This is a genomic window from Streptomyces sp. MMCC 100, from assembly GCF_041538145.2.
Lineage (GTDB): Bacteria > Actinomycetota > Actinomycetes > Streptomycetales > Streptomycetaceae > Streptomyces.
In genome coordinates, this window is record NZ_JBGORK020000001.1 from 7,231,154 (window position 1) to 7,256,077 (window position 24,924).

General features: G+C 69.7%; 26 protein-coding genes and 4 tRNA genes. 7 read left to right on the forward strand and 23 right to left on the reverse strand.

Translation table 11 applies throughout. The annotated features are described in order from the left end of the window. Positions 1 to 8: 8 nt before the first annotated feature. From rpoB to ABS735_RS33485, 10 genes are all read right to left on the reverse strand, one after another. The gene (rpoB, locus tag ABS735_RS33440; protein ID WP_373901420.1) at positions 9 to 3,494 is read right to left on the reverse strand and encodes a DNA-directed RNA polymerase subunit beta; all 3,486 of its coding nucleotides are present in this window, start codon (positions 3,492 to 3,494) and stop codon (positions 9 to 11) included. Between the two features lie 587 nt (positions 3,495 to 4,081). Beyond that, positions 4,082 to 4,462, reverse strand: coding sequence for a 50S ribosomal protein L7/L12 (rplL, locus tag ABS735_RS33445; RefSeq protein WP_333748752.1), 381 nt, complete (start codon positions 4,460 to 4,462; stop codon positions 4,082 to 4,084). A 117-nt stretch (positions 4,463 to 4,579) separates the two neighbouring features. After that, the gene (rplJ, locus tag ABS735_RS33450; protein ID WP_077796783.1) at positions 4,580 to 5,110 is read right to left on the reverse strand and encodes a 50S ribosomal protein L10; all 531 of its coding nucleotides are present in this window, start codon (positions 5,108 to 5,110) and stop codon (positions 4,580 to 4,582) included. A gap of 294 nt (positions 5,111 to 5,404) precedes the next feature. Then, positions 5,405 to 6,253, reverse strand: coding sequence for an SCO4651 family lipoprotein (locus tag ABS735_RS33455; protein WP_373901419.1), 849 nt, complete (start codon positions 6,251 to 6,253; stop codon positions 5,405 to 5,407). A 163-nt stretch (positions 6,254 to 6,416) separates the two neighbouring features. Then, positions 6,417 to 7,259 (reverse strand): SCO4651 family lipoprotein, encoded by an 843-nt coding sequence (locus ABS735_RS33460; RefSeq protein ID WP_373901418.1) that lies wholly within the window; start codon positions 7,257 to 7,259, stop codon positions 6,417 to 6,419. Between the two features lie 144 nt (positions 7,260 to 7,403). Then, entirely contained in the window at positions 7,404 to 8,129 is a 726-nt protein-coding gene (gene rplA / locus ABS735_RS33465; protein ID WP_373901416.1) for a 50S ribosomal protein L1, read from the reverse strand. A 77-nt stretch (positions 8,130 to 8,206) separates the two neighbouring features. Then, positions 8,207 to 8,641: a 50S ribosomal protein L11 gene (gene rplK / locus ABS735_RS33470; RefSeq protein WP_003974315.1), complete on the reverse strand. Its 435-nt coding sequence runs from the start codon at positions 8,639 to 8,641 to the stop codon at positions 8,207 to 8,209. Between the two features lie 168 nt (positions 8,642 to 8,809). Then, entirely contained in the window at positions 8,810 to 9,697 is an 888-nt protein-coding gene (gene nusG / locus ABS735_RS33475) for a transcription termination/antitermination protein NusG (RefSeq protein ID WP_373901415.1), read from the reverse strand. Positions 9,698 to 9,777: 80 nt separating this feature from the next. Beyond that, a complete protein-coding gene (gene secE / locus ABS735_RS33480) occupies positions 9,778 to 10,065 on the reverse strand; it encodes a preprotein translocase subunit SecE (protein ID WP_007443916.1) in 288 nt (95 codons plus the stop codon). Between the two features lie 108 nt (positions 10,066 to 10,173). After that, positions 10,174 to 10,246: transfer RNA gene (locus ABS735_RS33485), tRNA-Trp, on the reverse strand. A 239-nt stretch (positions 10,247 to 10,485) separates the two neighbouring features. On the opposite strand from ABS735_RS33485, the gene ABS735_RS33490 reads away from it, so the two are divergent. Continuing rightward, positions 10,486 to 11,712, forward strand: a complete 1,227-nt coding sequence (locus ABS735_RS33490; protein ID WP_373901414.1) for a pyridoxal phosphate-dependent aminotransferase — start codon at positions 10,486 to 10,488, stop codon at positions 11,710 to 11,712. A gap of 124 nt (positions 11,713 to 11,836) precedes the next feature. Then, the gene (locus ABS735_RS33495) at positions 11,837 to 12,868 is read left to right on the forward strand and encodes an adenosine deaminase (RefSeq protein ID WP_373901412.1); all 1,032 of its coding nucleotides are present in this window, start codon (positions 11,837 to 11,839) and stop codon (positions 12,866 to 12,868) included. Positions 12,869 to 12,966: 98 nt separating this feature from the next. Here ABS735_RS33495 and ABS735_RS33500 read toward each other — a convergent pair whose 3' ends face one another. Then, positions 12,967 to 13,563: a TetR/AcrR family transcriptional regulator gene (locus ABS735_RS33500; protein WP_134654557.1), complete on the reverse strand. Its 597-nt coding sequence runs from the start codon at positions 13,561 to 13,563 to the stop codon at positions 12,967 to 12,969. Between the two features lie 115 nt (positions 13,564 to 13,678). On the opposite strand from ABS735_RS33500, the gene ABS735_RS33505 reads away from it, so the two are divergent. Further along, on the forward strand, positions 13,679 to 14,311 hold the full coding sequence (locus ABS735_RS33505; protein WP_373901411.1) for an NAD(P)-dependent oxidoreductase: 633 nt from the start codon (positions 13,679 to 13,681) through the stop codon (positions 14,309 to 14,311). Positions 14,312 to 14,368: 57 nt separating this feature from the next. On the opposite strand, the gene ABS735_RS33510 is transcribed toward ABS735_RS33505, so the two are convergent. The 5 genes from ABS735_RS33510 to ABS735_RS33530 all read right to left on the reverse strand — a co-directional run bounded on the left by ABS735_RS33510 (position 14,369) and on the right by ABS735_RS33530 (position 18,831). Continuing rightward, entirely contained in the window at positions 14,369 to 15,448 is a 1,080-nt protein-coding gene (locus tag ABS735_RS33510) for a UDP-N-acetylmuramate dehydrogenase (RefSeq protein ID WP_373901410.1), read from the reverse strand. A 93-nt stretch (positions 15,449 to 15,541) separates the two neighbouring features. Then, positions 15,542 to 15,922, reverse strand: a complete 381-nt coding sequence (locus ABS735_RS33515) for a DUF3291 domain-containing protein (RefSeq protein ID WP_373901409.1) — start codon at positions 15,920 to 15,922, stop codon at positions 15,542 to 15,544. A gap of 47 nt (positions 15,923 to 15,969) precedes the next feature. Further along, the gene (locus ABS735_RS33520; protein WP_373901408.1) at positions 15,970 to 17,379 is read right to left on the reverse strand and encodes an MFS transporter; all 1,410 of its coding nucleotides are present in this window, start codon (positions 17,377 to 17,379) and stop codon (positions 15,970 to 15,972) included. 204 nt (positions 17,380 to 17,583) lie between these two features. Continuing rightward, on the reverse strand, positions 17,584 to 18,156 hold the full coding sequence (locus ABS735_RS33525) for a TetR/AcrR family transcriptional regulator (protein WP_373901407.1): 573 nt from the start codon (positions 18,154 to 18,156) through the stop codon (positions 17,584 to 17,586). A gap of 72 nt (positions 18,157 to 18,228) precedes the next feature. Next, positions 18,229 to 18,831: a TetR/AcrR family transcriptional regulator gene (locus ABS735_RS33530; protein ID WP_373901632.1), complete on the reverse strand. Its 603-nt coding sequence runs from the start codon at positions 18,829 to 18,831 to the stop codon at positions 18,229 to 18,231. 199 nt (positions 18,832 to 19,030) lie between these two features. On the opposite strand from ABS735_RS33530, the gene ABS735_RS33535 reads away from it, so the two are divergent. Beyond that, positions 19,031 to 19,819 (forward strand): class I SAM-dependent methyltransferase, encoded by a 789-nt coding sequence (locus ABS735_RS33535; RefSeq protein ID WP_373901406.1) that lies wholly within the window; start codon positions 19,031 to 19,033, stop codon positions 19,817 to 19,819. Positions 19,820 to 19,890: 71 nt separating this feature from the next. On the opposite strand, the gene ABS735_RS33540 is transcribed toward ABS735_RS33535, so the two are convergent. The 5 genes from ABS735_RS33540 to ABS735_RS33560 form a co-directional block, all read right to left on the reverse strand. After that, positions 19,891 to 20,316, reverse strand: a complete 426-nt coding sequence (locus tag ABS735_RS33540) for a MaoC family dehydratase (RefSeq protein ID WP_373901405.1) — start codon at positions 20,314 to 20,316, stop codon at positions 19,891 to 19,893. Positions 20,317 to 20,323: 7 nt separating this feature from the next. Then, a complete protein-coding gene (locus ABS735_RS33545) occupies positions 20,324 to 20,776 on the reverse strand; it encodes a MaoC family dehydratase N-terminal domain-containing protein (RefSeq protein ID WP_362100686.1) in 453 nt (150 codons plus the stop codon). A gap of 119 nt (positions 20,777 to 20,895) precedes the next feature. Then, positions 20,896 to 21,060, reverse strand: coding sequence for a 50S ribosomal protein L33 (gene rpmG, locus ABS735_RS33550; protein WP_003948671.1), 165 nt, complete (start codon positions 21,058 to 21,060; stop codon positions 20,896 to 20,898). An 89-nt stretch (positions 21,061 to 21,149) separates the two neighbouring features. Next, positions 21,150 to 21,222, reverse strand: a tRNA-Met gene (locus ABS735_RS33555). A gap of 46 nt (positions 21,223 to 21,268) precedes the next feature. After that, positions 21,269 to 21,341 (reverse strand) — tRNA-Thr (locus ABS735_RS33560). Between the two features lie 223 nt (positions 21,342 to 21,564). Between ABS735_RS33560 and ABS735_RS33565 the strand changes: the two genes are divergently transcribed. Then, positions 21,565 to 22,914 (forward strand): amidohydrolase family protein, encoded by a 1,350-nt coding sequence (locus ABS735_RS33565; protein WP_373901403.1) that lies wholly within the window; start codon positions 21,565 to 21,567, stop codon positions 22,912 to 22,914. Between the two features lie 100 nt (positions 22,915 to 23,014). Then, positions 23,015 to 23,671, forward strand: a complete 657-nt coding sequence (locus ABS735_RS33570; RefSeq protein WP_373901402.1) for an NAD(P)H-binding protein — start codon at positions 23,015 to 23,017, stop codon at positions 23,669 to 23,671. Positions 23,672 to 23,734: 63 nt separating this feature from the next. Here the strand turns inward: ABS735_RS33570 and ABS735_RS33575 are convergent, their stop codons facing one another. Further along, positions 23,735 to 23,953, reverse strand: coding sequence for a hypothetical protein (locus tag ABS735_RS33575; RefSeq protein ID WP_328562139.1), 219 nt, complete (start codon positions 23,951 to 23,953; stop codon positions 23,735 to 23,737). Positions 23,954 to 24,079: 126 nt separating this feature from the next. After that, positions 24,080 to 24,161, reverse strand: a tRNA-Tyr gene (locus ABS735_RS33580). Positions 24,162 to 24,396: 235 nt separating this feature from the next. Here ABS735_RS33580 and ABS735_RS33585 point away from each other — a divergent pair. Further along, a complete protein-coding gene (locus ABS735_RS33585) occupies positions 24,397 to 24,885 on the forward strand; it encodes a YajQ family cyclic di-GMP-binding protein (protein ID WP_373901401.1) in 489 nt (162 codons plus the stop codon). The last annotated feature ends 39 nt before the right edge of the window (positions 24,886 to 24,924 follow it).

Here is a 24,924-nt window from a genome sequence, read left to right on the forward strand (position 1 = left end):
GACTCCCGTCAGACCTCTTCGACGCTGCTCGGCTCGCGCCGGGACAGGTCGATGCCGAGCTCCTCCGCTGCGCGGAAGACGTCCTCGTCGGTGTCACGCATCTCGATGGACATGCCGTCCGAGGACAGCACCTCCACGTTGAGGCACAGGGACTGCATCTCCTTGATGAGCACCTTGAAGGACTCGGGGATGCCGGGCTCAGGGATGTTCTCGCCCTTGACGATGGCCTCGTAGACCTTCACGCGGCCGGTCACGTCGTCGGACTTGATGGTCAGCAGCTCCTGGAGGGCGTACGCGGCGCCGTAAGCCTCCAGCGCCCACACCTCCATCTCACCGAAGCGCTGGCCACCGAACTGGGCCTTACCACCCAGCGGCTGCTGGGTGATCATCGAGTACGGGCCGGTCGACCGGGCGTGCAGCTTGTCGTCGACCAGGTGGTGGAGCTTGAGGATGTACATGTAGCCGACCGAGATCGGCTCCGGGAACGGCTCACCGCTGCGGCCGTCGAACAGCCGCGCCTTGCCGGACGGGAGCACCATGCGCTCGCCGTCGCGGTTCGGGATGGTGTGCTGGAGCAGGCCGGCCAGCTCGTCCTCGCGCGCACCGTCGAAGACCGGGGTGGCGACGTTGGTGCCGGGCTCGACCTTGTCGGCGCCGATGACCTGGAGCCGCTGCGCCCACTCCTCCGCGAGGCCGGAGACGTCCCAGCCGCGGCTGGCGAGCCAGCCGAGGTGGATCTCCAGGACCTGTCCCGGGTTCATTCGGGACGGGACACCCAGCGGGTTCAGGATGATGTCGACGGGCGTGCCGTCCTCCAGGAACGGCATGTCCTCGATCGGGTTGATCTTGGAGATGACGCCCTTGTTGCCGTGGCGGCCGGCGAGCTTGTCACCGTCGGTGATCTTGCGCTTCTGCGCCACGTACACGCGCACCAGCTGGTTCACACCGGGGGGAAGCTCGTCGCCCTCCTCGCGGTCGAAGACGCGGACGCCGATGACCTTGCCGATCTCGCCGTGCGGGACCTTCAGCGAGGTGTCGCGGACCTCACGGGCCTTCTCACCGAAGATCGCACGGAGCAGGCGCTCCTCCGGCGTCAGCTCGGTCTCGCCCTTGGGCGTGACCTTGCCGACGAGGATGTCGCCGGCGACGACCTCGGCACCGATGCGGATGATGCCGCGCTCGTCGAGGTCGGCGAGGACCTCCTCGGAGACGTTCGGGATGTCCCGGGTGATCTCCTCGGGGCCGAGCTTGGTGTCACGGGCGTCGACCTCGTGCTCCTCGATGTGGATCGAGGAGAGGACGTCGTCCTGCACGAGGCGCTGCGACAGGATGATCGCGTCCTCGTAGTTGTGACCCTCCCACGGCATGAACGCGACCAGCAGGTTCTTGCCGAGCGCCATCTCGCCGTTCTCGGTGGCCGGACCGTCGGCGAGGACCTGGCCCTCGATGACCCGGTCGCCCTCGGCGACGATGACCTTCTGGTTGACCGAGGTGCCCTGGTTGGATCGGGAGAACTTGGCCAGGCGGTACGTGATGTACGTGCCGTCGTCGTTGGTCGTGGTGATGTAGTCCGCGGAGACCTCCTGGACCACACCCGCCTTCTCGGCCTTGACCACGTCACCGGCGTCGGCGGCGGAGCGGTACTCCATGCCGGTGCCGACCAGCGGCGACTCGCTCTTGATGAGCGGCACCGCCTGACGCATCATGTTCGCGCCCATCAGGGCACGGTTGGCGTCGTCGTGCTCGAGGAACGGGATCATCGCGGTCGCGACCGACACCATCTGGCGCGGCGAGACGTCCATGTAGTCGACGTCGTCACCGGGGACGTAGTCGACCTCGCCGCCACGACGGCGGACCAGGACACGGGCCTCGGCGAACCGCATGTCGTCGTTGAGCGTGGCGTTGGCCTGCGCGATGACGAAGCGGTCCTCCTCGTCGGCGGTCAGGTAGTCGACGTCGTCGGTGACCTGGCCCTCGACGACCTTGCGGTACGGCGTCTCGATGAAGCCGAAGGGGTTGATCCGGCCGTACGAGGCGAGCGAGCCGATCAGACCGATGTTCGGGCCTTCGGGCGTCTCGATCGGGCACATGCGGCCGTAGTGCGACGGGTGAACGTCACGGACCTCGAAGCCGGCCCGCTCACGGGAGAGACCACCCGGGCCGAGGGCGTTCAGACGACGCTTGTGCGTCAGCCCCGACAGCGGGTTGTTCTGGTCCATGAACTGGGACAGCTGGCTGGTGCCGAAGAACTCCTTGATGGAGGCGACGACCGGCCGGATGTTGATCAGGGTCTGCGGCGTGATCGCCTCGACGTCCTGGGTGGTCATGCGCTCGCGCACGACACGCTCCATACGGGCGAGACCCGTACGGACCTGGTTCTGGATCAGCTCGCCGACGTTGCGGATGCGGCGGTTGCCGAAGTGGTCGATGTCGTCGGTCTCGACGACGATCTCCCGGCCCGACTCGCCGACCGTCTCGGTCTCACCGGCGTGCAGCTTCACCAGGTACTTGATGGTGGCGATGACGTCGTCGGTGGTGAGGACGCCGGCGTCCAGGGGCTCCTCGGCGCCGAGCTTCTTGTTCACCTTGTAGCGGCCGACCTTGGCGAGGTCGTAGCGCTTCGGGTTGAAGTAGAGGTTCTCGAGCAGCGTCTGCGCGGCCTCACGCGTCGGGGGCTCGCCCGGACGCAGCTTGCGGTAGATGTCGAGCAGCGCGTCGTCCTGGCCCTGGGTGTGGTCCTTCTCCAGGGTGGCGCGCATGGACTCGTACTCGCCGAACTCCTCGAGGATCTGCTCGGTCGTCCAACCGAGGGCCTTGAGCAGGACGGTCACGGACTGCTTGCGCTTGCGGTCGATGCGCACACCGACCATGTCGCGCTTGTCGATCTCCATCTCCAGCCAGGCACCCCGGGACGGGATGATCTTGGCGGAGAAGATGTCCTTGTCGGACGTCTTGTCGATGGAGGAGTCGAAGTAGACACCCGGCGAACGGACCAGCTGCGACACCACGACACGCTCGGTGCCGTTGATGACGAAGGTGCCCTTGTTGGTCATGAGCGGGAAGTCGCCCATGAAGACCGTCTGGGACTTGATCTCGCCGGTCTCGTTGTTGGTGAACTCGGCGGTGACGAAGAGCGGGGCCGCGTACGTGAAGTCGCGGTCCTTGCACTCGTCGATGCTGTTCTTGGGGGGCTCGAAGCGGTGGTCGCGGAACGTCAGCGACATCGACCCGGAGAAGTCCTCGATCGGCGAGATCTCCTCGAAGATCTCTTCCAGACCGGACTTGGTGGGGACGTCCTGACCCGACTCCAGAGCCGACTCGACGCGAGCCTTCCACGCGTCGTTGCCGAGCAGCCAGTCAAAGCTCTCGGTTTGCAGCGCGAGAAGGTTCGGAACCTCGAGGGGCTCCTTGATCTTTGCAAAGGAGATGCGCAGCGGGGCGGTGCTGGCAGCGTTGTTCGTATTCGCGGTCGAGGCATTGCGCGAGGCGGCCAAGAGGGGGTCCTTCCGAGGGCTCGGACTCACTACGCGCGTACCGGCCCCTCTTCCGTGCACGGAGACAGGGGGTGCCTGATGTGGCTTAAGGGCCAGGTCAGGCATGCTCTGGTCGTCAGTGCTCGGGCGAGGGAGACCCCTGGTGACGGGCAGGGGGCAGCTAACAGGCAGCGCAAAGGGTCAGTGTAGCCACTTGGCACACTGATGTCCAGTGCGGTTCTCGGGGACCGTGTTCGCTCCTCGTTGTTCTCACCACCTGTGCGGCAAGGCCTCACCCTCAACGCACCCAGATACTGCCCTCTTCGCCGTCGATCCATGCCTCGGATTCGGATCCTTTGACGACGCCCTGAGAATTGCGCGCTGCGTGCGGTTCGTCAAGGCCCCCCTTGGCCCGAACCGGTTGCCTCCAGCGGCTCTCAGCGCCCTGGAGACGGCACGACGAAGATCACCCTACTCTTCACCGTCACACGTGCAAGGCAGCCGCCGCCGGACCCCGGATACGCCGAAGAGCGACCACCCGGATGGATGATCGCTCTTCGGTGCTACGGCGTTACAGACCCTGACGGATCCGTCGTGCCGGTGCGGTCCTACTTGACCTCGACGGAGGCGCCGGCGCCCTCGAGGGACTCCTTGGCCTTGTCCGCGGCGTCCTTGGCGACCTTCTCGAGAACGGGCTTCGGGGCGCCGTCCACGAGGTCCTTGGCCTCCTTCAGACCCAGGGAGGTCAGCTCGCGCACGACCTTGATGACCTGGATCTTCTTGTCGCCGGCACCCGTGAGGATGACGTCGAACTCGTCCTGCTCGGCAGCGGCCTCGACCGGGGCGGCCGGGCCGACCGGGGCGGCGGCAACCGCGGCGGCGGCGGTGACGTCGAACTTCTCCTCGAAGGCCTTCACGAACTCGGAGAGCTCGATGAGGGTCATCTCCTCGAACTGGGCGAGCAGGTCGTCCTGGCTGAGCTTCGCCATGATGGCGGTCCTTCCACTAATTCGGCAGGTGCCGGATGTACGGGGTGTGGCGGGCGTACGTCGGGCCCGCTGCGACCCGTGCCGCGTCAGGCGGCCCGGATCAGAAAGCGAGCCGAGTTACTCGGCACCGCCCTGCTCGTCCTGCTTGGCACGGAGCGCGTCCACGGTGCGGACGAGCTTCGAGGGAAGCGCCTGGAAGAGCTGAGCAGCCTGGGACTGCTTGCCCTTGAAGGCACCCGCCAGCTTGGAGAGCAGAACCTCGCGGGACTCGAGGTCCGCAAGCTTCTTGATCTCGTCGGCGGACATCGCCTTGCCGTCAAGGACACCGCCCTTGATGACGAGATTCGGGTTGTCCTTGGCGAAGTCGCGCAGACCCTTCGCCGACTCCACCGGGTCACCGGTGACGAAGGCGACGGCCGTCGGACCAGCGAAGAGCTGGTCGTCGAGCGTGATCCCGGCCTCGTTGGCCGCAATCTTGGTCAGCGTGTTCTTCACCACGGCGTACTGGGCGTTCTCACCGAGCGACCGGCGCAGCGTCTTGAGCTGCGCCACGGTGAGACCGCGGTACTCGGTCAGCACGGCGGCGTTGGAGCTGCGGAACTTGTCCGTCAGCTCGGCAACCGCGGCAGCCTTTTCGGGCGTTGCCATAGAGCCTCGGCCTCCTTCCGGGTGATTCGGACCGCGCGGACCCGAAGGAGGACTGGGGAAAACGAAACGCCCCGGCGCAGGCGCACGGGGCGTGACTCGACCGGTCGCCACACGCACGGGGCGAGGACTTCCGGGAGCTCATCCACAGTCACCTGCGCGGGTCGTCCGCAGTTCAGCGGATCCTTCGGCCACCGTGTCCTCTTTCGAACACACGGCAACGACCAGCGGTCTTTGGCTTCTGTGGAAGAGTACGTGAACGGGGCGGCGGCAGGCAAATCCGTCCCCGCGGAGGCCTCAGCCCTGCTGGGCCTCCTTCATCATCTCGGCGAGGTCGGCGGTCTCCGCGGCCGGCGGGGCGGTGACCTTCACGGGCTCGTTGACGCCGAGGAAGGTGAAGGTCATGTCCAGCGGGCCCTTGTCCGCGTCGGCCTGCATGCGGAACTGCTTGGTCTGGTCGTCGCCGTCGACCCACATGTCCATGGTGAGCTTGTCGACGCCCATCTTCTCGTACTGCTCAAGGCTCTTCCGGCGCGTCTCCCGAGTGGCCTCGTCCTCGTCCCCGATAGACTTCTCCAGGTCGGCGAGGGTGACGGTGCCCTTGTAGTGGGTGGTCTTCACGCCGTCGACGGTCTCGGAGCCGACCTTCTCGACGTCCTTGGCGCCGGTGAGGAAGGTGGACTCGGTCGCCGGGTTCTTGTCGGCCTGGGAGGCGCCGCCCAGCTGGTTCAGCTGCTCGTCGGCGCCTGTTCCGGACAGGTCGAACTTGATCCAGCGCTTGCCGTCCGTCTCCTTGGCCACCTCGGGGCTGCCGCCGATGTACATGGCCTTGTCGACGAGCCGGATCTCCGCCGTGCCCTCGGCGCCCTGGTCGAGCGCCGTCATCTTCATGCTCATCACGAGCGTCGGCTTGATCTGCATCTGGGCCTCCGCCTCGACCCGGCCCTCCTCGGGGACCTTGCCGGTCAGGCGGTAGTGGAGGGAGTCGATCTCCTCCGAGTTCTTCGCCGCCTTGGCGACGGCGGCCGCAGGCGTCATCTCCGGGGACTCGGAAGCCTCGTCCTCCTTGGAACAGCCCACCGCCCCGGCGGCGAGCAGCAGCGCGGCCAGGCCGGCACCCACGGGCACGCGTACGGAAGTCTTCATCGATATCCCCCCACGGGATTCAGGGAGCACACGGAGCGCAAGCACACGGGAGCGCGTAGGGCACAGGAGACGCACCGCTGCTCCACAGCAGTTCTCCACAACAAGGACGCGAGCGTATCCGAATCGGTTCGAACGATCTTGTGATTTCTTCGCCGGGCCGGCCCTAACGCCCCTGCGACGCGAGCAGTTCCTTGAAGTCCGCCGTGTCCGCGGCCGGTGGCCGTCGGGCGGAGACCGTGACGCCGTAGTCGCTGTAATAGGCGGTCTGGGTCAGCTCCCCGGTCTTCGTGCGTCCCCGCTCGACCTTCTTGACCAGCAGGTCCCGGTCGTCGACCCAGATGTCGACGCTCTGGGCACTCTCCCCGCCCACCCTGCCGGACCAGTGGGTGGTGCGCCGGCCGCGCGTCGTCTCCTCGCCCACCTGGCGCACGTCCTCGGCCGTCAGCAGCAGCTTCACCGCCTGGTTGGGCGTGGTGTTGCGCATCTGGTCGGCGAACCCGGCGCCCGCGCCGCCGCCGAGTTCCTCCAGGTCCTCGTACACGTACTTGATCCAGTGCCTGCCGCCCACCCGGTCGGCGAACTCGTCGCCCATCTTGGCGTAGTAGGCGTCGGGCAGATACCGGGCCTCCATGGCGGTGGTGCCCAGGCGGCGCATGGTCTCGGCGGTCGTGCCGCCCGTGTAGGTGATCGTCAGGGTGCCGGTGAGACCGTCGTCGCGCCAGCCGAGGGCGCCCGCTGCCTCCAGGGACAGCTCCCGGCCCATCACGGTCGTGGACTCCACCCGCGCCGACCCCGCCCGCCCGGTGGCCCGCTCGACGGACCGCAGGGCGTCCGCCGAAGGGCCGGTGAGGGCCGGGGGTCGGGAGGACGGTGCGGCGGAGCCCGGTGGAGTGGAGGTGGGTGGCGGGGATGCGGACGGTTCACCGGAGGTACAGGCGGTGACACACGCCAGCGCGGCCGACACCGCGACCGAGACGACCGTACGGCGTGCCGTCGTGCCCGTCATCCGCCCACCCCTTGCGCCCCGTACGGCCCCTGCGCCCCATGCGCGGACCCGGTGCCCGCACGCTAGCCCAGGGCGCCGGAAAAAGGGACGGGCCCCGCACCTCGGAAGGTGCGGGGCCCGGAACCGGTGGGGCGAGCTGCTCGCTCAGACCGCGGCCGGGTCCTCCTCGACGAGGAGGTTGCGGGTGCGGTTGGAGTCGAGCGGAATGCCGGGGCCCATCGTGGTGCTGATGGCGGCCTTCTTGATGTAGCGGCCCTTGGCGGCGGACGGCTTCAGACGGAGGATCTCCTCCAGCGCCGCGCCGTAGTTCTCCACCAGCTGGGTGTCGTCGAACGACGCCTTGCCGATGATGAAGTGCAGGTTCGAGTGCTTGTCGACGCGGAACTCGATCTTGCCGCCCTTGATCTCGGTGACGGCCTTGGTCACGTCCGGGGTCACGGTGCCGGTCTTGGGGTTCGGCATGAGACCACGGGGACCGAGCACGCGGCCGAGGCGGCCGACCTTGCCCATGAGGTCCGGGGTGGCGACGACGGCGTCGAAGTCCAGACGGCCCTTCGACACCTCGTCGATCAGTTCGTCGGCGCCGACGATGTCGGCGCCCGCGGCACGCGCGGCCTCGGCACGGTCACCGGTCGCGAAGACCAGGACCCGGGCGGTCTTACCGGTGCCGTGCGGGAGGTTCACGGTGCCACGGACCATCTGGTCCGCCTTGCGCGGGTCGACACCCAGACGGAAGGCGACCTCGACGGTGCCGTCGAACTTGGACGTGGAGGTCTCCTTGGCGAGACGGACGGCCTCGAGCGGGGCGTAGAGCTTGTCCCGGTCGATCTTGGCGTCCGCAGCGCGGAGAGACTTGCTGCGCTTGCTCACTACTGCTCCTGTGGCTTCTTAGGAGTCGTGGTCCGGGCCGAGCAGGCCCCGCCACTTCTGCTGCTGGAAGGTGGGGTTCAGCCCTCGACCGTGACGCCCATGGAACGGGCGGTACCGGCGATGATCTTCTCCGCCTGGTCCAGGTCGTTGGCGTTGAGGTCGGGCATCTTGGTGGTGGCGATCTCACGGACCTGGTCACGCGTGATCTTCGCGACCTTGGTCTTGTGCGGCTCGCCGGAGCCCTTCTCCACGCCCGCGGCCTTGAGGATCATCTTGGCGGCCGGCGGCGTCTTGGTGATGAAGGTGAAGGAGCGGTCCTCGTAGACCGTGATCTCCACCGGGATGACCCAACCGCGCTGCGACTCGGTCGCGGCGTTGTAGGCCTTGCAGAACTCCATGATGTTGACGCCGTGCTGACCCAGCGCGGGGCCGACCGGCGGAGCCGGGTTCGCGGCACCGGCCTGGATCTGGAGCTTGATGAGCCCCGTGACCTTCTTCTTCTTGGGAGGCATAGCTCTCCGGGTCCTTTCGATTCGGGTCCTGCCCGCGTTCGGGAGCTACCCGGACACAGGCATACCGCACAACGATAACGGGTATAGATGCGCGGCCAAAAACCGAGCAGGTCAGGCAGGGCGCGAAGGCCCGCCTGACCTGCTCGGAAGCAGTACGTCCAGAAGGTCTCAGTTCTTCTGGATCTGGTCGAAGCTCAGCTCGACCGGGGTCTCGCGGCCGAAGATCTCGACGAGGCCCTTGACCTTCTTCGAGTCGGCGTTGATCTCGTTGATCGTGGCCTGCAGCGTCGCGAACGGGCCGTCGGTGACGGTGACCGAGTCGCCGACCTCGAAGTCCAGGACCTGAACCTCGACCTTGCGCTGCGGAGCCGGCTTGCCCTCGGCCTCGGCGGCCTCGCGGGCGGCCTTCTCCTCGGCCTCCGGGGCGAGCATCTTGACGATCTCGTCCAGCGTCAGCGGGTACGGGTCGTAGGCGTTGCCGACGAAGCCGGTGACGCCGGGGGTGTTGCGGACGACACCCCAGGACTCGTTGGTGAGGTCCATGCGGACCAGGACGTAACCGGGCAGCTTGTTCTGCCGGATCGTCTTGCGGTCGCCGTTCTTGATCTGGACGACCTCTTCCTGCGGCACCTCGGCCTGGAAGATGTAGTCCTCGACGTTGAGCGAGACGGCGCGCTGCTCGAGGTTGGTCTTCACGCGGTTCTCGTAACCGGCGTAGGTGTGGATGACGTACCACTCGCCGGGGAGGACGCGCAGCTCCTGACGGAGCTTCTCGATCGGGTCGACATCGGGCTCCTCGGCCTCGGCCTCGACTTCGGCCTCACCGGCGTCGGCGTCGGTGTCGGCGTCGGTGTCGGCCTCGGCTTCGCCGGCCGCCTCGGCGGTCTCGTCCGCCTCCGATTCCGCCTCGTCAACCTCCGCGACGACGGTGTCGTCGGCAGCCTCGGCCTCGGCGGAGGCCTCGGTGTCCTCGTTGTCGGCGCCCTCGACGGTGCCGAGCTCGTCCTCGACGGACTCGACCGGCTCGATGGCGTCGTTCACGTTCGGGTCAGACACTGTGGCTGCTTCTTCCTGGATACATAGGGGTGGAACACGCGAAAGGGGCGCCGGGTACCTCGGCGCCCTTCGCTCTCGACTCAGCCGAAGACGTACTTGGCGGCGTGAGAGAAGCCATAGTCAATCAGAGTCACCAGGCCGATCATGATGACCACGAAGATGATCACCACGGTGGTGTACGTGGTCAGCTGGTTGCGGCTGGGCCAGACGACCTTGCGCAGCTCCGCGACGATCTGGCGGTAGAAGAGCGCGAGCCGCTTCAGCGGGCCCTTCTTGCCTCGCTTGCCGCCCTTGCGGGACTTCTTCTTGGAGTCCGGCGCCTCGTCCTGGGCATCAGGCATGTCGATGGAGCCCACGGCGTCCGTCACTCGTCCTCACCTGATTCCGGGTCGTGGCCGTGCCGCGCCCGGTTGGAGCCGCACGGCGGTGCATTGCTGTACGTACATGCGCACACATCCTGGCGATGGTGTGTGTAGCAGGGCCGGAGGGACTTGAACCCCCAACCGCTGGTTTTGGAGACCAGTGCTCTACCAATTGAGCTACGACCCTTTGTTCGTCCCCCAACGTACCGCATCCGCCCGGATGCTTGGTGTGCACCGGGTGATCGCGGACCGCTGAAGGCCAACGAGGTGAGAGTGTACGTGCTCACGGGCCGGGCGTCGAACAGAAAGCGTGTCCGGACTGATGTTCAGCGCGTGGACCGGACTGGCGTTCAGGTCCTGGACCGGTCCGGTTCAGTCCGTGAAACCCCTGTGCCCGGGAGGTTTCCGGTCTGGAACGATGGGGTCATGAGCGCTGCAACCCCTCCCACCGAGCGCCGGGTCTCCGCCCGAGTCGGCGCGATCTCCGAGTCCGCGACCCTCGCCGTGGACGCCAAGGCCAAGGCCCTCAAGGCCGCAGGACGTCCCGTGATCGGCTTCGGCGCGGGTGAGCCCGACTTCCCGACGCCGGACTACATCGTCGAGGCCGCCGTCGAGGCGTGCAAGAACCCGAAGTTCCACCGCTACACGCCGGCCGGCGGGCTGCCCGAGCTGAAGGCCGCCATCGCCGCGAAGACGCTGCGCGACTCGGGCTACGAGGTCGACCCGTCGCAGATCCTCGTCACCAACGGCGGCAAGCAGGCCATCTACGAGGCGTTCGCCGCGATCCTCGACCCGGGCGACGAGGTCATCGTCCCGGCGCCGTACTGGACGACGTACCCGGAGTCGATCCGGCTGGCCGGCGGCGTCCCGGTCGATGTGGTCGCCGACGAGACGACCGGCTACCGGGTGACGGTGGAGCAGCTGGAGGCCGCGCGCACCGAGAAGACCAAGGTCGTCCTCTTCGTGTCGCCGTCGAACCCGACGGGGGCCGTGTACAGCGAGGCCGAGACCGAGGCGATCGGCAAGTGGGCCGTCGAGCACGGCCTGTGGGTGATGACCGACGAGATCTACGAGCACCTCGTCTACGGCGACACCGTCTCCGTGTCGCTGCCGGCGCTGCTGCCCGAGCTGCGCGACAAGTGCATCGTGGTCAACGGCGTGGCGAAGACGTACGCGATGACCGGCTGGCGGGTCGGGTGGGTCATCGGCCCGAAGGACGTCGTCAAGGCCGCGACGAACCTCCAGTCGCACGCCACGTCCAACGTGTCCAACGTGTCCCAGGCGGCGGCGCTGGCCGCGGTCTCCGGCGACCTGGACGCCGTGGCGAAGATGCGGGAGGCCTTCGACCGGCGCCGCCAGACCATCGTGCGGATGCTCAACGAGATCGACGGCGTGCTGTGCCCCGAGCCCAAGGGCGCGTTCTACGCCTACCCGTCGGTGAAGGCGCTGCTCGGCAAGGAGATCCGCGGCAAGCGTCCGCAGGACTCGGTCGAGCTGGCCGCGCTGATCCTGGAGGAGGCCGAGGTCGCGGTGGTGCCGGGTGAGGCGTTCGGCACTCCGGGGTACCTGCGGCTGTCGTACGCGCTCGGGGACGAGGACCTCGTCGAGGGCGTGAGCCGGATCCAGAAGCTGCTGGCGGAGGCGCGGGACTGACCGCCGCGCTCTCTGCAGGGCCGCACCTCGGACGTCGAGGTGCGGCCCTGTTTGTTTGTGCGAGCAAGACCACGTACGGGGAAAGTGCTGTCGGGCCGGGCGTGTCGTGCGGCAGGATCACCGAATGGAGCGTGTACGTGATGTCTCTGAACTGCCCAAGGCCCATCTCCACCTGCACTTCACCGGGTCGATGCGGCCCACCACCCTGCTGGAACTGGCCGACAAGCACGGCGTGCGGCTGCCCGAGACGCTGACCGAGGCGCTGAGCCGCGGGGAGTCGCCGAAGCTGCGGGCGACGGACGAGCGGGGCTGGTTCCGCTTCCAGCGGCTGTACGACGCGGCGCGGTCGTGTCTGCAGACGCCGGAGGACATTCAGCGGCTGGTGCGGGAGGCCGCGGAGGAAGATGTGCGGGACGGCTCGGGTTGGCTGGAGATCCAGGTCGATCCGACGTCCTACGCGCCGCGGCTGGGCGGGCTGATCCCGGCGCTGGAGATCATCCTGGACGCGGTGGAGACGACCGTGCGGGACACCGGGATCGGGATGCGGGTGCTGGTCGCCGCGAACCGGATGAAGCATCCGCTGGACGCGCGGACGCTGGCGCGGCTGGCGGTGCGGTACGCGGAGCGGGGCGTGGTCGGCTTCGGGCTGTCGAACGACGAACGGCGCGGCATGGCCCGGGACTTCGACCGGGCGTTCGCGATCGCGCGGGACGGGGGGCTGTTGAGCGCGCCGCACGGGGGCGAGCTGACCGGGCCGGCGTCGGTGCGGGACTGCCTGGACGACCTGGAGGCGGACCGGATCGGGCACGGCGTGCGGGCGGCGGAGGATCCCCGGCTGCTGAAGCGGCTGGCGGACCGGCAGGTGACGTGCGAGGTGTGCCCGGCGTCGAACGTCGCGCTGGGCGTGTACGAGAAGCCGGAGGACGTGCCGTTGCGGACGCTGTTCGAGGCCGGGGTGCCGATGGCGCTGGGCGCGGACGATCCGCTGCTGTTCGGAGCCCGGCTGGCCGCCCAGTACGAGATCGCGCGCGAGCACCACGGGTTCACGGACGCGGAGCTGGCGGAGCTGGCGCGCCAGTCGGTGCGGGGGTCGGCGGCGCCGGAGGAGATGAAGGCGAAGCTGCTCGCGGGAGTGGACGACTGGCTGGCGGCCTAGTGGGCGTCGATTGGCAGTGGGGGAGCGCGTGCCAGGCCCCGCGACCCCGGCAAGATCCAACGACGCCCCCCAGGGAGGGGCTGCGGACGGGGTACGGGTCAGCCGAGTCCCGCGAGCAGCGTCCGGGCCAGCCGGCGTGCGAACGCGTCGACCGGCGGGCGTACGCCGGTCGGTGTCGCCTCGTACGCGAACGCCCGCTGTGCGCAGGCCCCCAGCAGAAGTGACGCGGCCGCGAACGTGTCCGCGTCGGACCTGACCCGGCCCGCCGCCTGCTCGGCCCGCAGATAGGCGTCGAGGCCCTCGATCGGCAGGTGCGGCCCGGTGCCGAGTTCACGCATCGTGTCGTCGTGCCGGCGCTTGAGCTGGGTCTGCGCGTACAGCGAGGCGGCGATCGGGAAGCTCTGTTCGTAGAAGAGCGCGGCCTGGCGGGCGATCTCCGTGAGGTTGTCCTCGAGCGGGGCCCGTCCGGGCTCGGCCGCGAGACCCCGGAGCAAGGGGGTCAGCCGAGGCAGCCGTTCGGACAGGACCCGGATGAAGAGCTCCTCCTTGCTCGCGTAGTGCTTGTACAGCGCGGCCTCGGAGCAGCCCGCCACCCTGGCGATCTCCTTCGTGGTGGCACGGGCGAGCCCGACGGTCAGCATCAGCTCGTGGGCGGCGTCCAGGATGCGTTCCCTGGCCGGCTTGGCGGAGGGCATGGCTGCTCCAGTCGGGGGTTGACTCGGGGGTGAGTGCCTGCTCACTCTAGAGTGAGTGGGGGTGAGTGAGTACTCACCCACCAGTCCGTTCGGACGGTTATGGATGGGGTGTGCCATGAAACTCACCGTCTTCGGTGCCACCGGAGGAATCGGTCAGGAGATCGTCCGGCAGGCGCTCGGCGCGGGACATCGGGTGACCGCCGTCGTACGGGACCCGGCGCGGCTGTCCGTGACCGGCGAGGGCCTGGAGGTGTTCCGCGCGGAGCTGGGCGACCCGGCGGCGGTGCGTCCGGCGGTGGCCGGGCGGGACGCCGTGCTGTCCGGGCTCGGCGCCCGCAGCCGGAAGGACGCGGGGGTCGCCACCCGGCTGACCCGGACGGTGCTCGAGGCGATGCGGGCCGAGAACGTGGGCAGGTTGCTGGTCGTCAGTGCCGCCCCGGTGGGGCCCCAGCCGCGCGAGGACGGGCTCGTGGACCGCACCGTGCGCGGCATCGTCTCCGCCGTGCTGAAGGACGTGTACGTCGATCTGCGCGCCATGGAGGAGGAGGTGGCGCGCAGTGGCCTGGACTGGACGGTCGTGCGCCCGCCGCGGCTGCAGGACAAGCCGCTGACCGGCCGGTACCGGACGGTGATCGGCGGTTTCCCGCCCAAGGGCCGTTTCGCGGGCCGTGCCGACGTCGCCCACGCGATGCTCTCGATGACCGAGGACGCGGAGACCGTGAACCGGGGTGTGGGCGTCGCCTACTGAGGGCCGCCCGCCGAGCGTCGGCGGCTGAAGCCGAGCGTCGGCCACTGACGCCGGCCGTCAGAGGCTGACACCGACCGTCACCGGTTCGTTGACCAGCGTCACGCCGAAGGCGTCGTGGACTCCGGCGACGACCTCGCGGGCCAGCGCGAGCAGGTCCTCGGTGGTCGCCTCGCCGCGGTTGGTGAGGGCGAGGGTGTGCTTGGTGGAGATGCGGGCGGGGCCGGCGCCGTAGCCCTTGGTGAAGCCCGCCTTGTCGATCAGCCAGGCCGCGGAGGTCTTGACGTGCCCCTCACCGGCCGGGAAGGCGGGCGGCTCCGCGGTGTCGCCGAGGCGCTCGGCGACGCGGGAGCGGAACGCGGCGAACTCCTCGTCCGTGAGGATCGGGTTGGTGAAGAACGACCCGGCCGACCAGGTGTCGTGGTCCTCGGGGTCCAGCACCATGCCCTTCCCCGCGCGCAGCTTCAGCACCGTCTCCCGGGCGGTCGTCAGCGGCACCCGGTCGCCCGCCTCGACACCGAGGGCGCGGGCCGTCTCGGCGTAGCGCAGCGGCGCGGAGAGACCGCCGGCGTCCTCCAGCTCGAAGCGGACCCGCAGGACGACGTACCGCTCCGGCTCGGCCTTGAAGCGGCTGTGCCGGTAGGAGAAGGCGCAGTCGGCGTTGGAGAGGGCGACCGTCTCACGGCTTCTGCGGTCGTAGGCGGTGACCTCGGTGATCGTGGCGGACACCTCCTGGCCGTACGCGCCGACGTTCTGGATCGGTGTCGCGCCGACCGAGCCGGGGATGCCGGCCAGGCACTCGACGCCCGCCAGGCCCGCCTCGACGGTGCGGGCGACGGCGTCGGTCCAGATCTCGCCGGCCGCCAGCTCCAGCGTCGTGCCGTCGAGGCGGAAGCCGCGCGTGGCGATGTGCAGGGCGGTGCCGTCGAAGCCCTTGTCGCCGATGACCAGGTTGGATCCGCCGCCGATGAGCAGCAGCGGGGTCCCGGTGTCGTCGGCCTCGCGGACGGCGGCGATCACCTCGGCGTCGGTCGTGGCCGTGACCAGCCGGGTCGCTGGCCCGCCCAGGCGGAAGGTGGTCAGCGGGGCGAGGGGGGCGTCGTGGAGTTCCTGCACGCGCTCAAGACTACGAGACGCCACCGACAGCACCCACGGCACCGAGCAGTGGGGAACGCGGGAACGCCCCGACCGCGCGGCCGGGGCGATGCCGAGGTGTGCGCTTCGGGCGCGTCCTCACGTCAGGCGCCTGCGCACCTCCGCCCAGCTCACCGGGAGTTCGTCGCTCGACGCCGGCCAGGAGGCGAACTTCGAGTCCCGCATCTGCGCCGACAGCCCGCGGGAGGTCGGCGCGTGGGTGCCGGAGTGGGCGAAGGCCTTGAGGGCCTCGGGCGACTCCCACGCGGAGAGCGTCCAGAAGGTCCGCTTGAACGGTTCCGCCCTCAGGGAGGCGCCGTACGCCCCGGGCGCGCTCCCGACCTGCCGCCACACGCCCGGCGTGCGCGCCAGGAACTTCAGCGCTCCCCACAGGTTGCGGGTCTCGAAGCGGGAGGCGAAAACGTGGACCTCGGTGGCCCGGGGAGGCCGGTTCGGCACGGTCCAGGGAAGGGTGGGCATGTCGTACTCCTCTCGTGTCGTTGTGCTCGGGCTCAGGTGTCGCGCGGTCAGTGAGGGGTCGTCGGGCTCGTCGTGGCCAGGGTCGGTTCCGGTGCCGGGGCCGGCTCCGTCGCCGGTGCGGCCGAGGCGCCCCGTCCCCCGTCGCCGGTCCGGCGGCGCGCCGGGATCACCAGGGCCGCGAGACCGCCGAGGGCCACCACCGCGGCCCCCACGGCGACCGCGGGCCGCAGTCCGTCCACGAAGGTCTGCGCCGACTCGTAGCCGCCCTGCGCCGCGAAGATCGACGACATGACCGCGATACCGAGCGCGCCGCCCACCTCGCGCAGTGCGTTGTTGGCGCCGGAGGCGATGCCCTGCTCCTTCGCGGCGACGCTGGACATCACCAGCGCGGAGGCGGGCGCGAAGTAGAGGGCCATGCCGATTCCGCTGATGATCAGACCGGGCAGCTGGATCGCATAGGAGGCGTCGGCCGTGATCACGGAGGCCAGGTAGCCGAGCCCGGCCGCCTGGAGGGTGAGTCCGGCGGCGACGACCGGGCGGCCTCCGATGCGGTCCGAGAGGATGCCGGCGATGGGCGCGACCAGCATCGGCATGCCGGTCCAGGGCAGCATGCGCAGGCCCGCCTCGGTGGGCGAGTAGCCGAGCACGAGCTGCATGTACTGGCTGAGCAGGAAGATCGAGCCGAACATCCCCAGGAACATCAGCAGGCTCGCCGCGTTGACGCCGGAGAAGGCGCGGGAGCGGAACAGCCGCATGGGGAGCATGGGGTTCTTGGCACGGGTGCTGTAGAGGACGAAGCCGGCCAGCAGTGCGACCCCGGCGAAGAGGGCGGTCAGCACCACGGCGCCGGTCCAGCCGTCGACGGGTCCGCGGACCAGGCCGTAGACGATGCCGAAGAGTCCGCCGCTGGCGAGCAGGGTGCCGGGTATGTCGAGCGGGGCGCCGGCGCCGTGCGACTCGGCGAGGCGGAGGCGGGCGAGGGGCAGCAGGGCCAGGCCCAGCGGAACGTTCAGCCAGAAGATCCACTGCCACGAGATGTGCTCCGTGAGGCTGCCGCCGACCAGCGGCCCGGAAGCCACCGCGAGCCCGTTGACCGCGCCCCAGATCCCGTACGCCATCCCGCGGCGCTCGGCGGGTACCGCGGCGGTGAGCAGGGTCAGCGTCAGCGGCATCATGATCGCCGCGCCGACGCCCTGCACCGCGCGGGCCGCGATGAGCGAGTCGATGCCGGGTGCCATGGCCGCGGCGGCGGAGGCCCCGGTGAAGACGGTGAGGCCGACGAGGAAGAGCCTGCGACGGCCGAAGCGGTCGCCGAGTGCCGCGCCGAACATCAGGAGGACGGCGAAGGTGAGCGTGTAGGCGCTCACGGTCCATTCCAGGTCGTGCAGCGCGCCGCCCAGATCCTCCCGGATGGAGGGCAGGGCGGTGGTGACGACGAGGTTGTCCAGGGCCGCCATGAAGCCGGCGACGCTGGTGATGACGAGGGCCCAGACGGCTCCCCCGCGACGTGTGTGATGTGTGTTCCGACGTGCTCCGTGGTGTGACATCTCTCCCCCAGAGGGTGTGCACTTGCCGTGGCGTCTCTGATTAGTAATTGATGACTAACTTCTGCGGGTATGCGTGACGGCGAACGACCGCTCCCGGCACCCTTCACGCGCCCCCTACGCGCCTTCCCGGCCGGGCTTGGCCTGCCCGGATTCGTAGATACCGCCGTAGACGCGGTGCCCCGGCGGGAACCCCATGCCGACCAGGGTGTTGATCAGCATGCCGTAGGCCAGGAAGGTCGTCGTCTGCTCGATGTCCGCCCCCAGCGGCAGGTGCACGGCGTCCCAGATCTCGAGCCAGCCCTTGCGCACCATCTCGCCGAACTCGTGGTCCCCGGCCGCCTCGGCGGCGGCGACGGTGACGTACACCTGCAACTGCATCTGGAGCTTCTCGGGCTGGTCCGCGATCAGCTGCGAGTAGGCCTCGGCCATGGCGTGCAGGGCCTCTTCACCGTGGAGGCCCTCGGACGCCTTCTCGAAGACCTCCCGCGTGTCCCGCAGGCAGCGCTCCGCCACCGCGAGGAAGATCGCCTTCTTGCCCGGGAAGAGGCGGAAGAGGTACGGCTGGGAGACCCCCACACGCTTGGCGATGACCTCCGTGGACGTGCCGTGGTAGCCGCCCCGGGCGAACTCGCTCGTCGCCGCGCGAATGACGCTCTCACGCCGTTCCTCTGCGCTCATCCTGACCATGAAGTTAAGTTAGTACTCAATCACTAACTTGGTCAAGGGGCTTGCGTCCGGGGTGGTGCGGGAGGCGGCGAGTCAGCGCGGGCGCCGTTGCACCACGTCGGCGAGCACCGTGTTCACCAGCTTGCCGACGGTCGCCGCGGGCGGCGGGCCGGGATCGCGGTCCGCGAACAGGAGGTGCCCTCCTCCTACCAGGGAGAGGGTGAGCGAGTCGATGTCGGCGTCGGCCGAGATGCGCCCCCTCGCGCGCTCGTCGGCCAGGTAGGCGGAGACGGCGGCCGTGACCTGGGAGAGGATCGCGATGCCGCCTCCGGGCATGGCCTGCCGCAGCCGTACGCGCAGCTCGTCCCGGAAGGTGATGAGCGGGATGATCGCCACCGGAACCGGCCCGAACAGAGTGGTCAGCGCATCGGTGAGGTTGGCGGCCACGGTGCCGGTCCCCACGGCCTCGCGCAGCGCCAGTGCCTGAGTCTCGAGCTGCGCGGCCCGGTCGAGCACCAGCTCGGCGAGGAATGCGTCGAAGTCGGCGAAGTGCCGGTGCAGGACACCCTTGGCACAGCCCGCCTCGTCCGTGACGGCCCGGCTGGTCAGCCCGTTCGGGCCGTCCCGCAGGAGTACGCGTTCGGCGGCGTCGAACAGCTGCTGCCGCGCATCGCGAAGATGCACGCCGGTCGGCACTCGCGGAACCTCCCTCACGCCAGCCACTCCTGGCACTCTCGGCACTTGCCCACACATTGGCACGTGGGCGCTTGCCCACTAAAGTGAACGCATGCCCACTTTACCGTCGTCCGAGCCGCCGGAGCAGCCCGAGCCCATGCCACCGCAGTCGGAACCGCAGCCGCAGCCGGCCCCGCAGCCACCGTCGCAGCCACAGCCCATGCCACTGCACCAGGCCCGGCTCACGGCCGAGTCCTTCGGCACGGACGCGCAGCGCTACGACCGGGCCCGGCCGTCCTACCCCGACGACCTGGTCGCGCGGATCGTCGCCGGAAGCCCGGGACCCGACGTCCTCGACGTCGGCTGCGGCACGGGCATAGCGGCCCGTCAGTTCACAGCCGCCGGTTGCACCGTGCTCGGTGTCGAGCCGGACGCGCGGATGGCCGAGTTCGCGCGGGCCCGCGGCCTGCCGGTGGAGGTGGCGACCTTCGAGGCCTGGGAGCCTGCCGGCCGAGCCTTCGACGCGGTGATCGCCGGTCAGTCGTGGCACTGGGTGGATCCGGTCGCCGGCGCCGAGAAGGCGGCCCGGGTGCTGCGCCCGCACGGGCGCCTTGCCGTCTTCGGGCACGTCTTCGAGCCGCCGACCGAGGTGGCCGAGCCGTTCGCGGCCGCCTGCCGCCGGGCGGCGCCCGACTCGCCGTTCAGCGGTCAGCCGGCGCGTCGTCCGCTGGAGACGTACCAGGCGGGGTACGCGAAGATCGCCGACCGGATCCTCGAGACCGGGCGGTTCGAGGAGCCGGAGCAGTGGCGATTCGAATGGCAGCGGTCCTACACGCGCGAGGAGTGGCTGGAACTGCTCCCCACCACCGGCGGTCTCACCCGGCTGCGCCCCGATCAGCTGACCGCGATACTGGACGCGGTCGGCCACGCCATCGACGCCCTGGGCGGCCGCTTCACGATGCACTACACGACGCTGGCGGCCACGGCGGTGCGCACCGGCGCCGGCTGACGCGGACCCGCCCGCCCGCGCCGGCCGCATCGCGTGATGAGACCGGCACGAGGCAGGACCGGACGGACCCGTCAGCCCAGTCGGACGACCGCCCGGGACATGCCGAGGACCTTCTGGCCGGCGCTGGTGGCCGTGAGGTCGACGCGGACGGTGTTGCCGTCGAGCTTGGCGGCCACCTTGCCGCTGACCTCGATCACGGCACCCCGGTCGTCGTTCGGGACGACGACGGGCCTGGTGAAGCGGACGCCGTACTCCACGACCGAGCCCGGGTCACCGGTCCAGTCGGTGACCACGCGAATCGCCTCGGCCATGGTGAACATGCCGTGCGCGATGACGTCCGGCAGGCCCACCTCCTTGGCGAACTTCTCGTTCCAGTGGATCGGGTTGAAGTCGCCGGAGGCGCCCGCGTACCGGACGAGCGTGGCGCGGTCCACGGGGAAACTCTGCGCGGGCAGTTCGGTGCCGACCTCTACGTCGCCGTACGCGATCTTCGTCATGGGGTGCTCACGCCTCCTCGGCCGCGCGGGCCACGAGCTTGGTCCAGGCGGTCACGACGTGCTCGCCGGCCTCGTCGTGGACCTCGCCGCGGATGTCCAGGATGTCGTTGCCCGCCATCGACTTGATCGCCTCGATGGTCGAGGTGACGGTGAGCCGGTCACCGGCCCGCACCGGGCGGACGTAGGCGAACTTCTGGTCGCCGTGCACCACCCGGCTGTAGTCCAGCCCGAGCTGCGGGTCCTCGATGACCTGACCGGCCGCCTTGAACGTGATGGAAAACACGAAGGTCGGCGGAGCGATCACGTCCGGATGACCGAGCGCCTTCGCGGCCTCCGCATCGGTGTACGCCGGATTGGCGTCACCCACCGCCTCCGCGAACTCACGGATCTTCTCCCGGCCCACCTCATACGGCGCGGTCGGCGGATAACTCCGCCCCACGAACGACTGGTCGAGCGCCATGGGCTCGCTACCTCCTGCTGCTGCTCTTCGCTTCTGTGACAACGACCGACTGTGCCGACTGTGCCAACGACACGAGGCCGCCCCCAGGTTTCGGGGACGGCCTCGTGTACGAGCCTGATTTATCGCGTTTCGCGGTGCGCGGTGTGCGCGTTGCAACGCGGGCAGTGCTTCTTCATCTCCAGTCGGTCCGGGTTGTTACGCCGGTTCTTCTTGGTGATGTAGTTCCGCTCCTTGCACTCCACGCAGGCCAGCGTGATCTTCGGGCGGACGTCGGTGGCAGCCACGTGAGTGCTCCTTGACGAACGGATTGATGTTATTAACGCAGGAAAGAGTAGCCGATTGAAGGACCGACCCCGCAATCGGCTACTAAGAGTAGCGGTGACCGGACTTGAACCGGTGACACAGCGATTATGAGCCGCTTGCTCTACCGACTGAGCTACACCGCTGTGATGCGATCGGACCCCGCCTTGCGACGGGAACCTCTCACACCAGAGCCCCAAAACGGAATCGAACCGTTGACCTTCTCCTTACCATGGAGACGCTCTGCCGACTGAGCTATTGGGGCGAGCGATGAAGACATTACACGCTCGCCCGCCGTTCGCCCAAATCCGTTTCGCCGACCCTGCCCCGTCCCGCCCGGACCGCTGAGGGGCGGCCCCGACCGCACGGACGGCACCGGTACGACTATTGCGCTCCTCCGCGCCACGGGCTGACCACCGTCCTAGGCTCGACTCACTCTGCGTGATCTTGCGTCCCCCACTGCGCAGCCCCGAGCCCAGAGGAGCGCGATGCCCGACAGCCAGCCGCAGCCGCCCCACTCGCCCTTCCCCTCGGACTCCGCCGACCGCGGTTCGCTCCTGCTCGCCGGGGCCCGGCTCACCGACGGCCGGACCGTGGACGTACGGCTCCACGGCGGGCGTATCGAGGCGGTCGGCACGGCCGGCAGCCTGACCCCACGACGCGCGCCCGGCCCCGGCGTCCGGCTGGACACGGGCGGTCATCTGGACCTGGGCGGCTATCTGCTCCTGCCCGCCCCCGCCGATCCGCACGTCCACGCCGACACAGCGCTCACGGCGGATGTCCCGGGCCCCGTCTCCTACGACCCCGAGGACGTCCAGCGCCGGGCCACCGAGGCGGCCCTGCTCCAGCTGGGACACGGTGCCACCGCGCTCCGGGCACACGTGCGGGTGGGTGACGTCGCGGGCCTTGGCGCACTGACCGCCGTACTGCGGACCCGGCGCTCGCTGCGCGGGCTCGCCGAACTGACCGCGGTGGCGATGCCGCGGGTGCTCACCGGAGTGGCCGGTGCCGACGGCCTGGCGATACTGCGGGACGCGGTCAAGATGGGCGCGGACGTGGTGGGCGGGTGTCCGGACCTGGACCCCGATCCGACGGGGTACGTGGAGGCCGTCCTGGAGGTCGCCGCCGAGCACGGCTGCCCGGTCGACCTGCACACGGACGCCGCCGACCCGGCGCGGCTGGCCCGCCTGGCGGCCATGGCGGGCGGGCTGCGCCCCGGGGTGGCCATCGGTCCCTGCGACGGTCTGGGCCGGCTCCCCTCCGAGGCGGTCTCCCGGGCCGCGGACCAGCTCGCGGCGGCCGGAGTGACGGTGGTCTGCCTGCCGCAGGGCGCCTGCGGGGCGTCGGACCACCCCGGCGGCACGGCTCCGGTACGGCTGCTGCGGGCGGCCGGGGTGCGGGTCACCGCCGGGAGCGGTGCACTGCGGGACGTGTCCAACCCGGTCGGGCGGGGCGATCCCCTGGAGTCCGCTTACCTGCTGGCCTCGCACCACGGGCTGCGTCCCGAGGAGGCGTACGACGCGGTGAGCGCGGCGGCGCGGTCGGCCCTCGGTCTGCCCGAGGTACGGGTGGAGGCGGGCTTCCCGGCCGAACTCGTCGCCGTACGCGGGGACCGGCTGGCAGGCGCACTGTCGCTGGCGTACAGCCGGATCGTGGTGCACCGGGGGCGCGTGGTGGCGCGGACCAGCGCGGTACGGGAGTACGGCGACTCGACCGTCGCGTCCGACCTGGGGCTGCCCCGGCAGGGGCGTAGCGGGCGCGGACGACGTGACGGGCACGGCGGGTCTGACGGGCACGGCGGGCCTGACGGGCACGGCGGGCGTGGGGACATGGCCTGAGGGCCTGTGGGAGAGCCGGGGTGGTGGGCGGCGAGCCGGCGCGGCGCCGGGAGGCGAAGTCGTGGGGCGGGGGCGGTCGTCGGGGCGTACGGTCGAAGACATGCGCATTGTCATCGCTGGTGGTCATGGTCAGATCGCGCTGCGGCTGGAGCGGTTGCTCGCCGCGCGCGGTGACGAGGTGGCGGGCATCGTCCGCAAGGCCGAGCAGGCCGACGATCTGCGTGCGGCGGGCGCCGAACCGGTCGTGCTGGACCTGGAGTCGGCCTCGGTCGAAGAGGTGGCGGAGCGGCTGCGGGGCGCGGACGCGGCGGTCTTCGCGGCGGGGGCCGGCCCCGGCAGCGGGGCGGCCCGCAAGGACACGGTGGACAAGGCGGCGGCGGTCCTCTTCGCGGACGCGGCGGTCCGGGCGGGCGTACGCCGCTTCCTGATCGTGTCGTCCATGGCCGCCGACCCCGGGCACCAGGGGGACGAGATCTTCGACGTCTACCTGCGCGCCAAGGGCGAGGCCGACGCGTACGTCAGCTCCCTGGACGCCTTGGACTGGACGATCCTGCGCCCCGGCGCCCTGACGGACGACGCGGGCACGGGCCTCGTACGTCTGGAGGCGCACACCGGGCGCGGCCCCGTTCCGCGCGACGACGTCGCCGCCGTCCTCGCGGAACTGGTCGACACCCCGGCCACGAGCGGCCTGATCCTGGAGCTGATCAGCGGCTCGGCGCCGGTGTCGGTGGCGGTGAAGGCGGTGGCCGGGAACTGAGGGCGGCGCTGCGGCTCCGAGCACGGCGACTCGCGGCCGCGGGCGAACGGTTCGAACCAACGGCTAGAAGAGGGGCAGCTGTCCGGGGAACTCAGGGACGACGTACCCGTCCAAGGACGGCTGCGCCGCTCCGAGTTGCGCCGATCGGCGCGAACCAGGACAGGACACCAGCTCACCGCTCCCCCGTGCGCCGGGCGGGTCATGGCGCGCGTACCGCCCCGCGACTACGGCGATCTCGCGACGGCACTCGGGGCAGGTTCTGCGGCGGGAGGACGAGACCATGGCACCAGTCTGCCCGCCAGGCCCGGCCCCAGAGCCGTCCCACGGGCCGCCCTTCCGGATCGGCGCATGACGAAGGGCCCCGTGACCTGCTGTTCGGGCAGGTCACGGGGCCCTTTCGTTCCCGTGTGGCGGCGCCAGGATTCGAACCTGGGAAGGCTGAGCCGGCAGATTTACAGTCTGCTCCCTTTGGCCGCTCGGGCACACCGCCGGGGTTCGCTGCCCGTCGAACCGCTTTTGGGCGGTGCTCCGTGGCAACGACGTAAACAATACCTGATGTGGAGGGGTGCTTCGCCACCCGATTGATCGCCGCTCGGGCCGCGGCGGGTGGCTAGGCTTGTCCGGATGCGGCCGAGGACCCTGCCGGGCCCGGTGGCCGCTGATGAATGCCGGTACGGACCCGATACGCGGCCCGACACGCACCCAGATACAAGGAGCCACAGGACATGGCCGACTCCAGTTTCGACATCGTCTCGAAGGTCGAGCGGCAGGAGGTCGACAACGCCCTCAACCAGGCCGCCAAGGAGATCTCGCAGCGCTACGACTTCAAGGGCGTGGGGGCCTCGATCTCGTGGTCCGGGGAGAAGATCCTCATGGAGGCCAACTCCGAGGACCGGGTGAACGCAATCCTCGACGTCTTCCAGTCCAAGCTGATCAAGCGCGGTATCTCGCTCAAGGCTCTGGACGCGGGCGAGCCCCAGCTCTCCGGCAAGGAGTACAAGATCTTCGCGTCGATCGAGGAGGGCATCTCCCAGGACAACGCGAAGAAGGTGGCCAAGCTCATCCGCGACGAGGGACCCAAGGGCGTGAAGGCTCAGGTGCAGGGCGAGGAGCTGCGGGTCTCCTCGAAGAGCCGGGACGATCTGCAGACCGTGATCGCCCTGCTGAAGGGCCAGGACTTCGACTTCGCGCTGCAGTTCGTGAACTACCGGTGATGTGCTGAGCCGGCGACGCGGTGGCGGGTAGTCCTCCGT

What these genes read in the sequence shown, in the direction of transcription:
- rplL (WP_333748752.1), bottom strand. Translation starts at nt 4,462, where the DNA reads ATGGCGAAGCTCAGCCAGGACGACCTGCTCGCCCAGTTCGAGGAGATG.
- rplJ (WP_077796783.1), bottom strand. Translation starts at nt 5,110, where the DNA reads ATGGCAACGCCCGAAAAGGCTGCCGCGGTTGCCGAGCTGACGGACAAG.
- ABS735_RS33455 (WP_373901419.1), bottom strand. Translation starts at nt 6,253, where the DNA reads ATGAAGACTTCCGTACGCGTGCCCGTGGGTGCCGGCCTGGCCGCGCTG.
- ABS735_RS33460 (WP_373901418.1), bottom strand. Translation starts at nt 7,259, where the DNA reads ATGACGGGCACGACGGCACGCCGTACGGTCGTCTCGGTCGCGGTGTCG.
- rplK (WP_003974315.1), bottom strand. Translation starts at nt 8,641, where the DNA reads ATGCCTCCCAAGAAGAAGAAGGTCACGGGGCTCATCAAGCTCCAGATC.
- ABS735_RS33490 (WP_373901414.1), top strand. Translation starts at nt 10,486, where the DNA reads ATGAGCGCTGCAACCCCTCCCACCGAGCGCCGGGTCTCCGCCCGAGTC.
- ABS735_RS33495 (WP_373901412.1), top strand. Translation starts at nt 11,837, where the DNA reads ATGGAGCGTGTACGTGATGTCTCTGAACTGCCCAAGGCCCATCTCCAC.
- ABS735_RS33500 (WP_134654557.1), bottom strand. Translation starts at nt 13,563, where the DNA reads ATGCCCTCCGCCAAGCCGGCCAGGGAACGCATCCTGGACGCCGCCCAC.
- ABS735_RS33505 (WP_373901411.1), top strand. Translation starts at nt 13,679, where the DNA reads ATGAAACTCACCGTCTTCGGTGCCACCGGAGGAATCGGTCAGGAGATC.
- ABS735_RS33515 (WP_373901409.1), bottom strand. Translation starts at nt 15,922, where the DNA reads ATGCCCACCCTTCCCTGGACCGTGCCGAACCGGCCTCCCCGGGCCACC.
- ABS735_RS33520 (WP_373901408.1), bottom strand. Translation starts at nt 17,379, where the DNA reads ATGGCGGCCCTGGACAACCTCGTCGTCACCACCGCCCTGCCCTCCATC.
- ABS735_RS33525 (WP_373901407.1), bottom strand. Translation starts at nt 18,156, where the DNA reads ATGGTCAGGATGAGCGCAGAGGAACGGCGTGAGAGCGTCATTCGCGCG.
- ABS735_RS33535 (WP_373901406.1), top strand. Translation starts at nt 19,031, where the DNA reads ATGCCACTGCACCAGGCCCGGCTCACGGCCGAGTCCTTCGGCACGGAC.
- ABS735_RS33540 (WP_373901405.1), bottom strand. Translation starts at nt 20,316, where the DNA reads ATGACGAAGATCGCGTACGGCGACGTAGAGGTCGGCACCGAACTGCCC.
- ABS735_RS33545 (WP_362100686.1), bottom strand. Translation starts at nt 20,776, where the DNA reads ATGGCGCTCGACCAGTCGTTCGTGGGGCGGAGTTATCCGCCGACCGCG.
- ABS735_RS33565 (WP_373901403.1), top strand. Translation starts at nt 21,565, where the DNA reads ATGCCCGACAGCCAGCCGCAGCCGCCCCACTCGCCCTTCCCCTCGGAC.
- ABS735_RS33570 (WP_373901402.1), top strand. Translation starts at nt 23,015, where the DNA reads ATGCGCATTGTCATCGCTGGTGGTCATGGTCAGATCGCGCTGCGGCTG.
- ABS735_RS33575 (WP_328562139.1), bottom strand. Translation starts at nt 23,953, where the DNA reads ATGGTCTCGTCCTCCCGCCGCAGAACCTGCCCCGAGTGCCGTCGCGAG.
- ABS735_RS33585 (WP_373901401.1), top strand. Translation starts at nt 24,397, where the DNA reads ATGGCCGACTCCAGTTTCGACATCGTCTCGAAGGTCGAGCGGCAGGAG.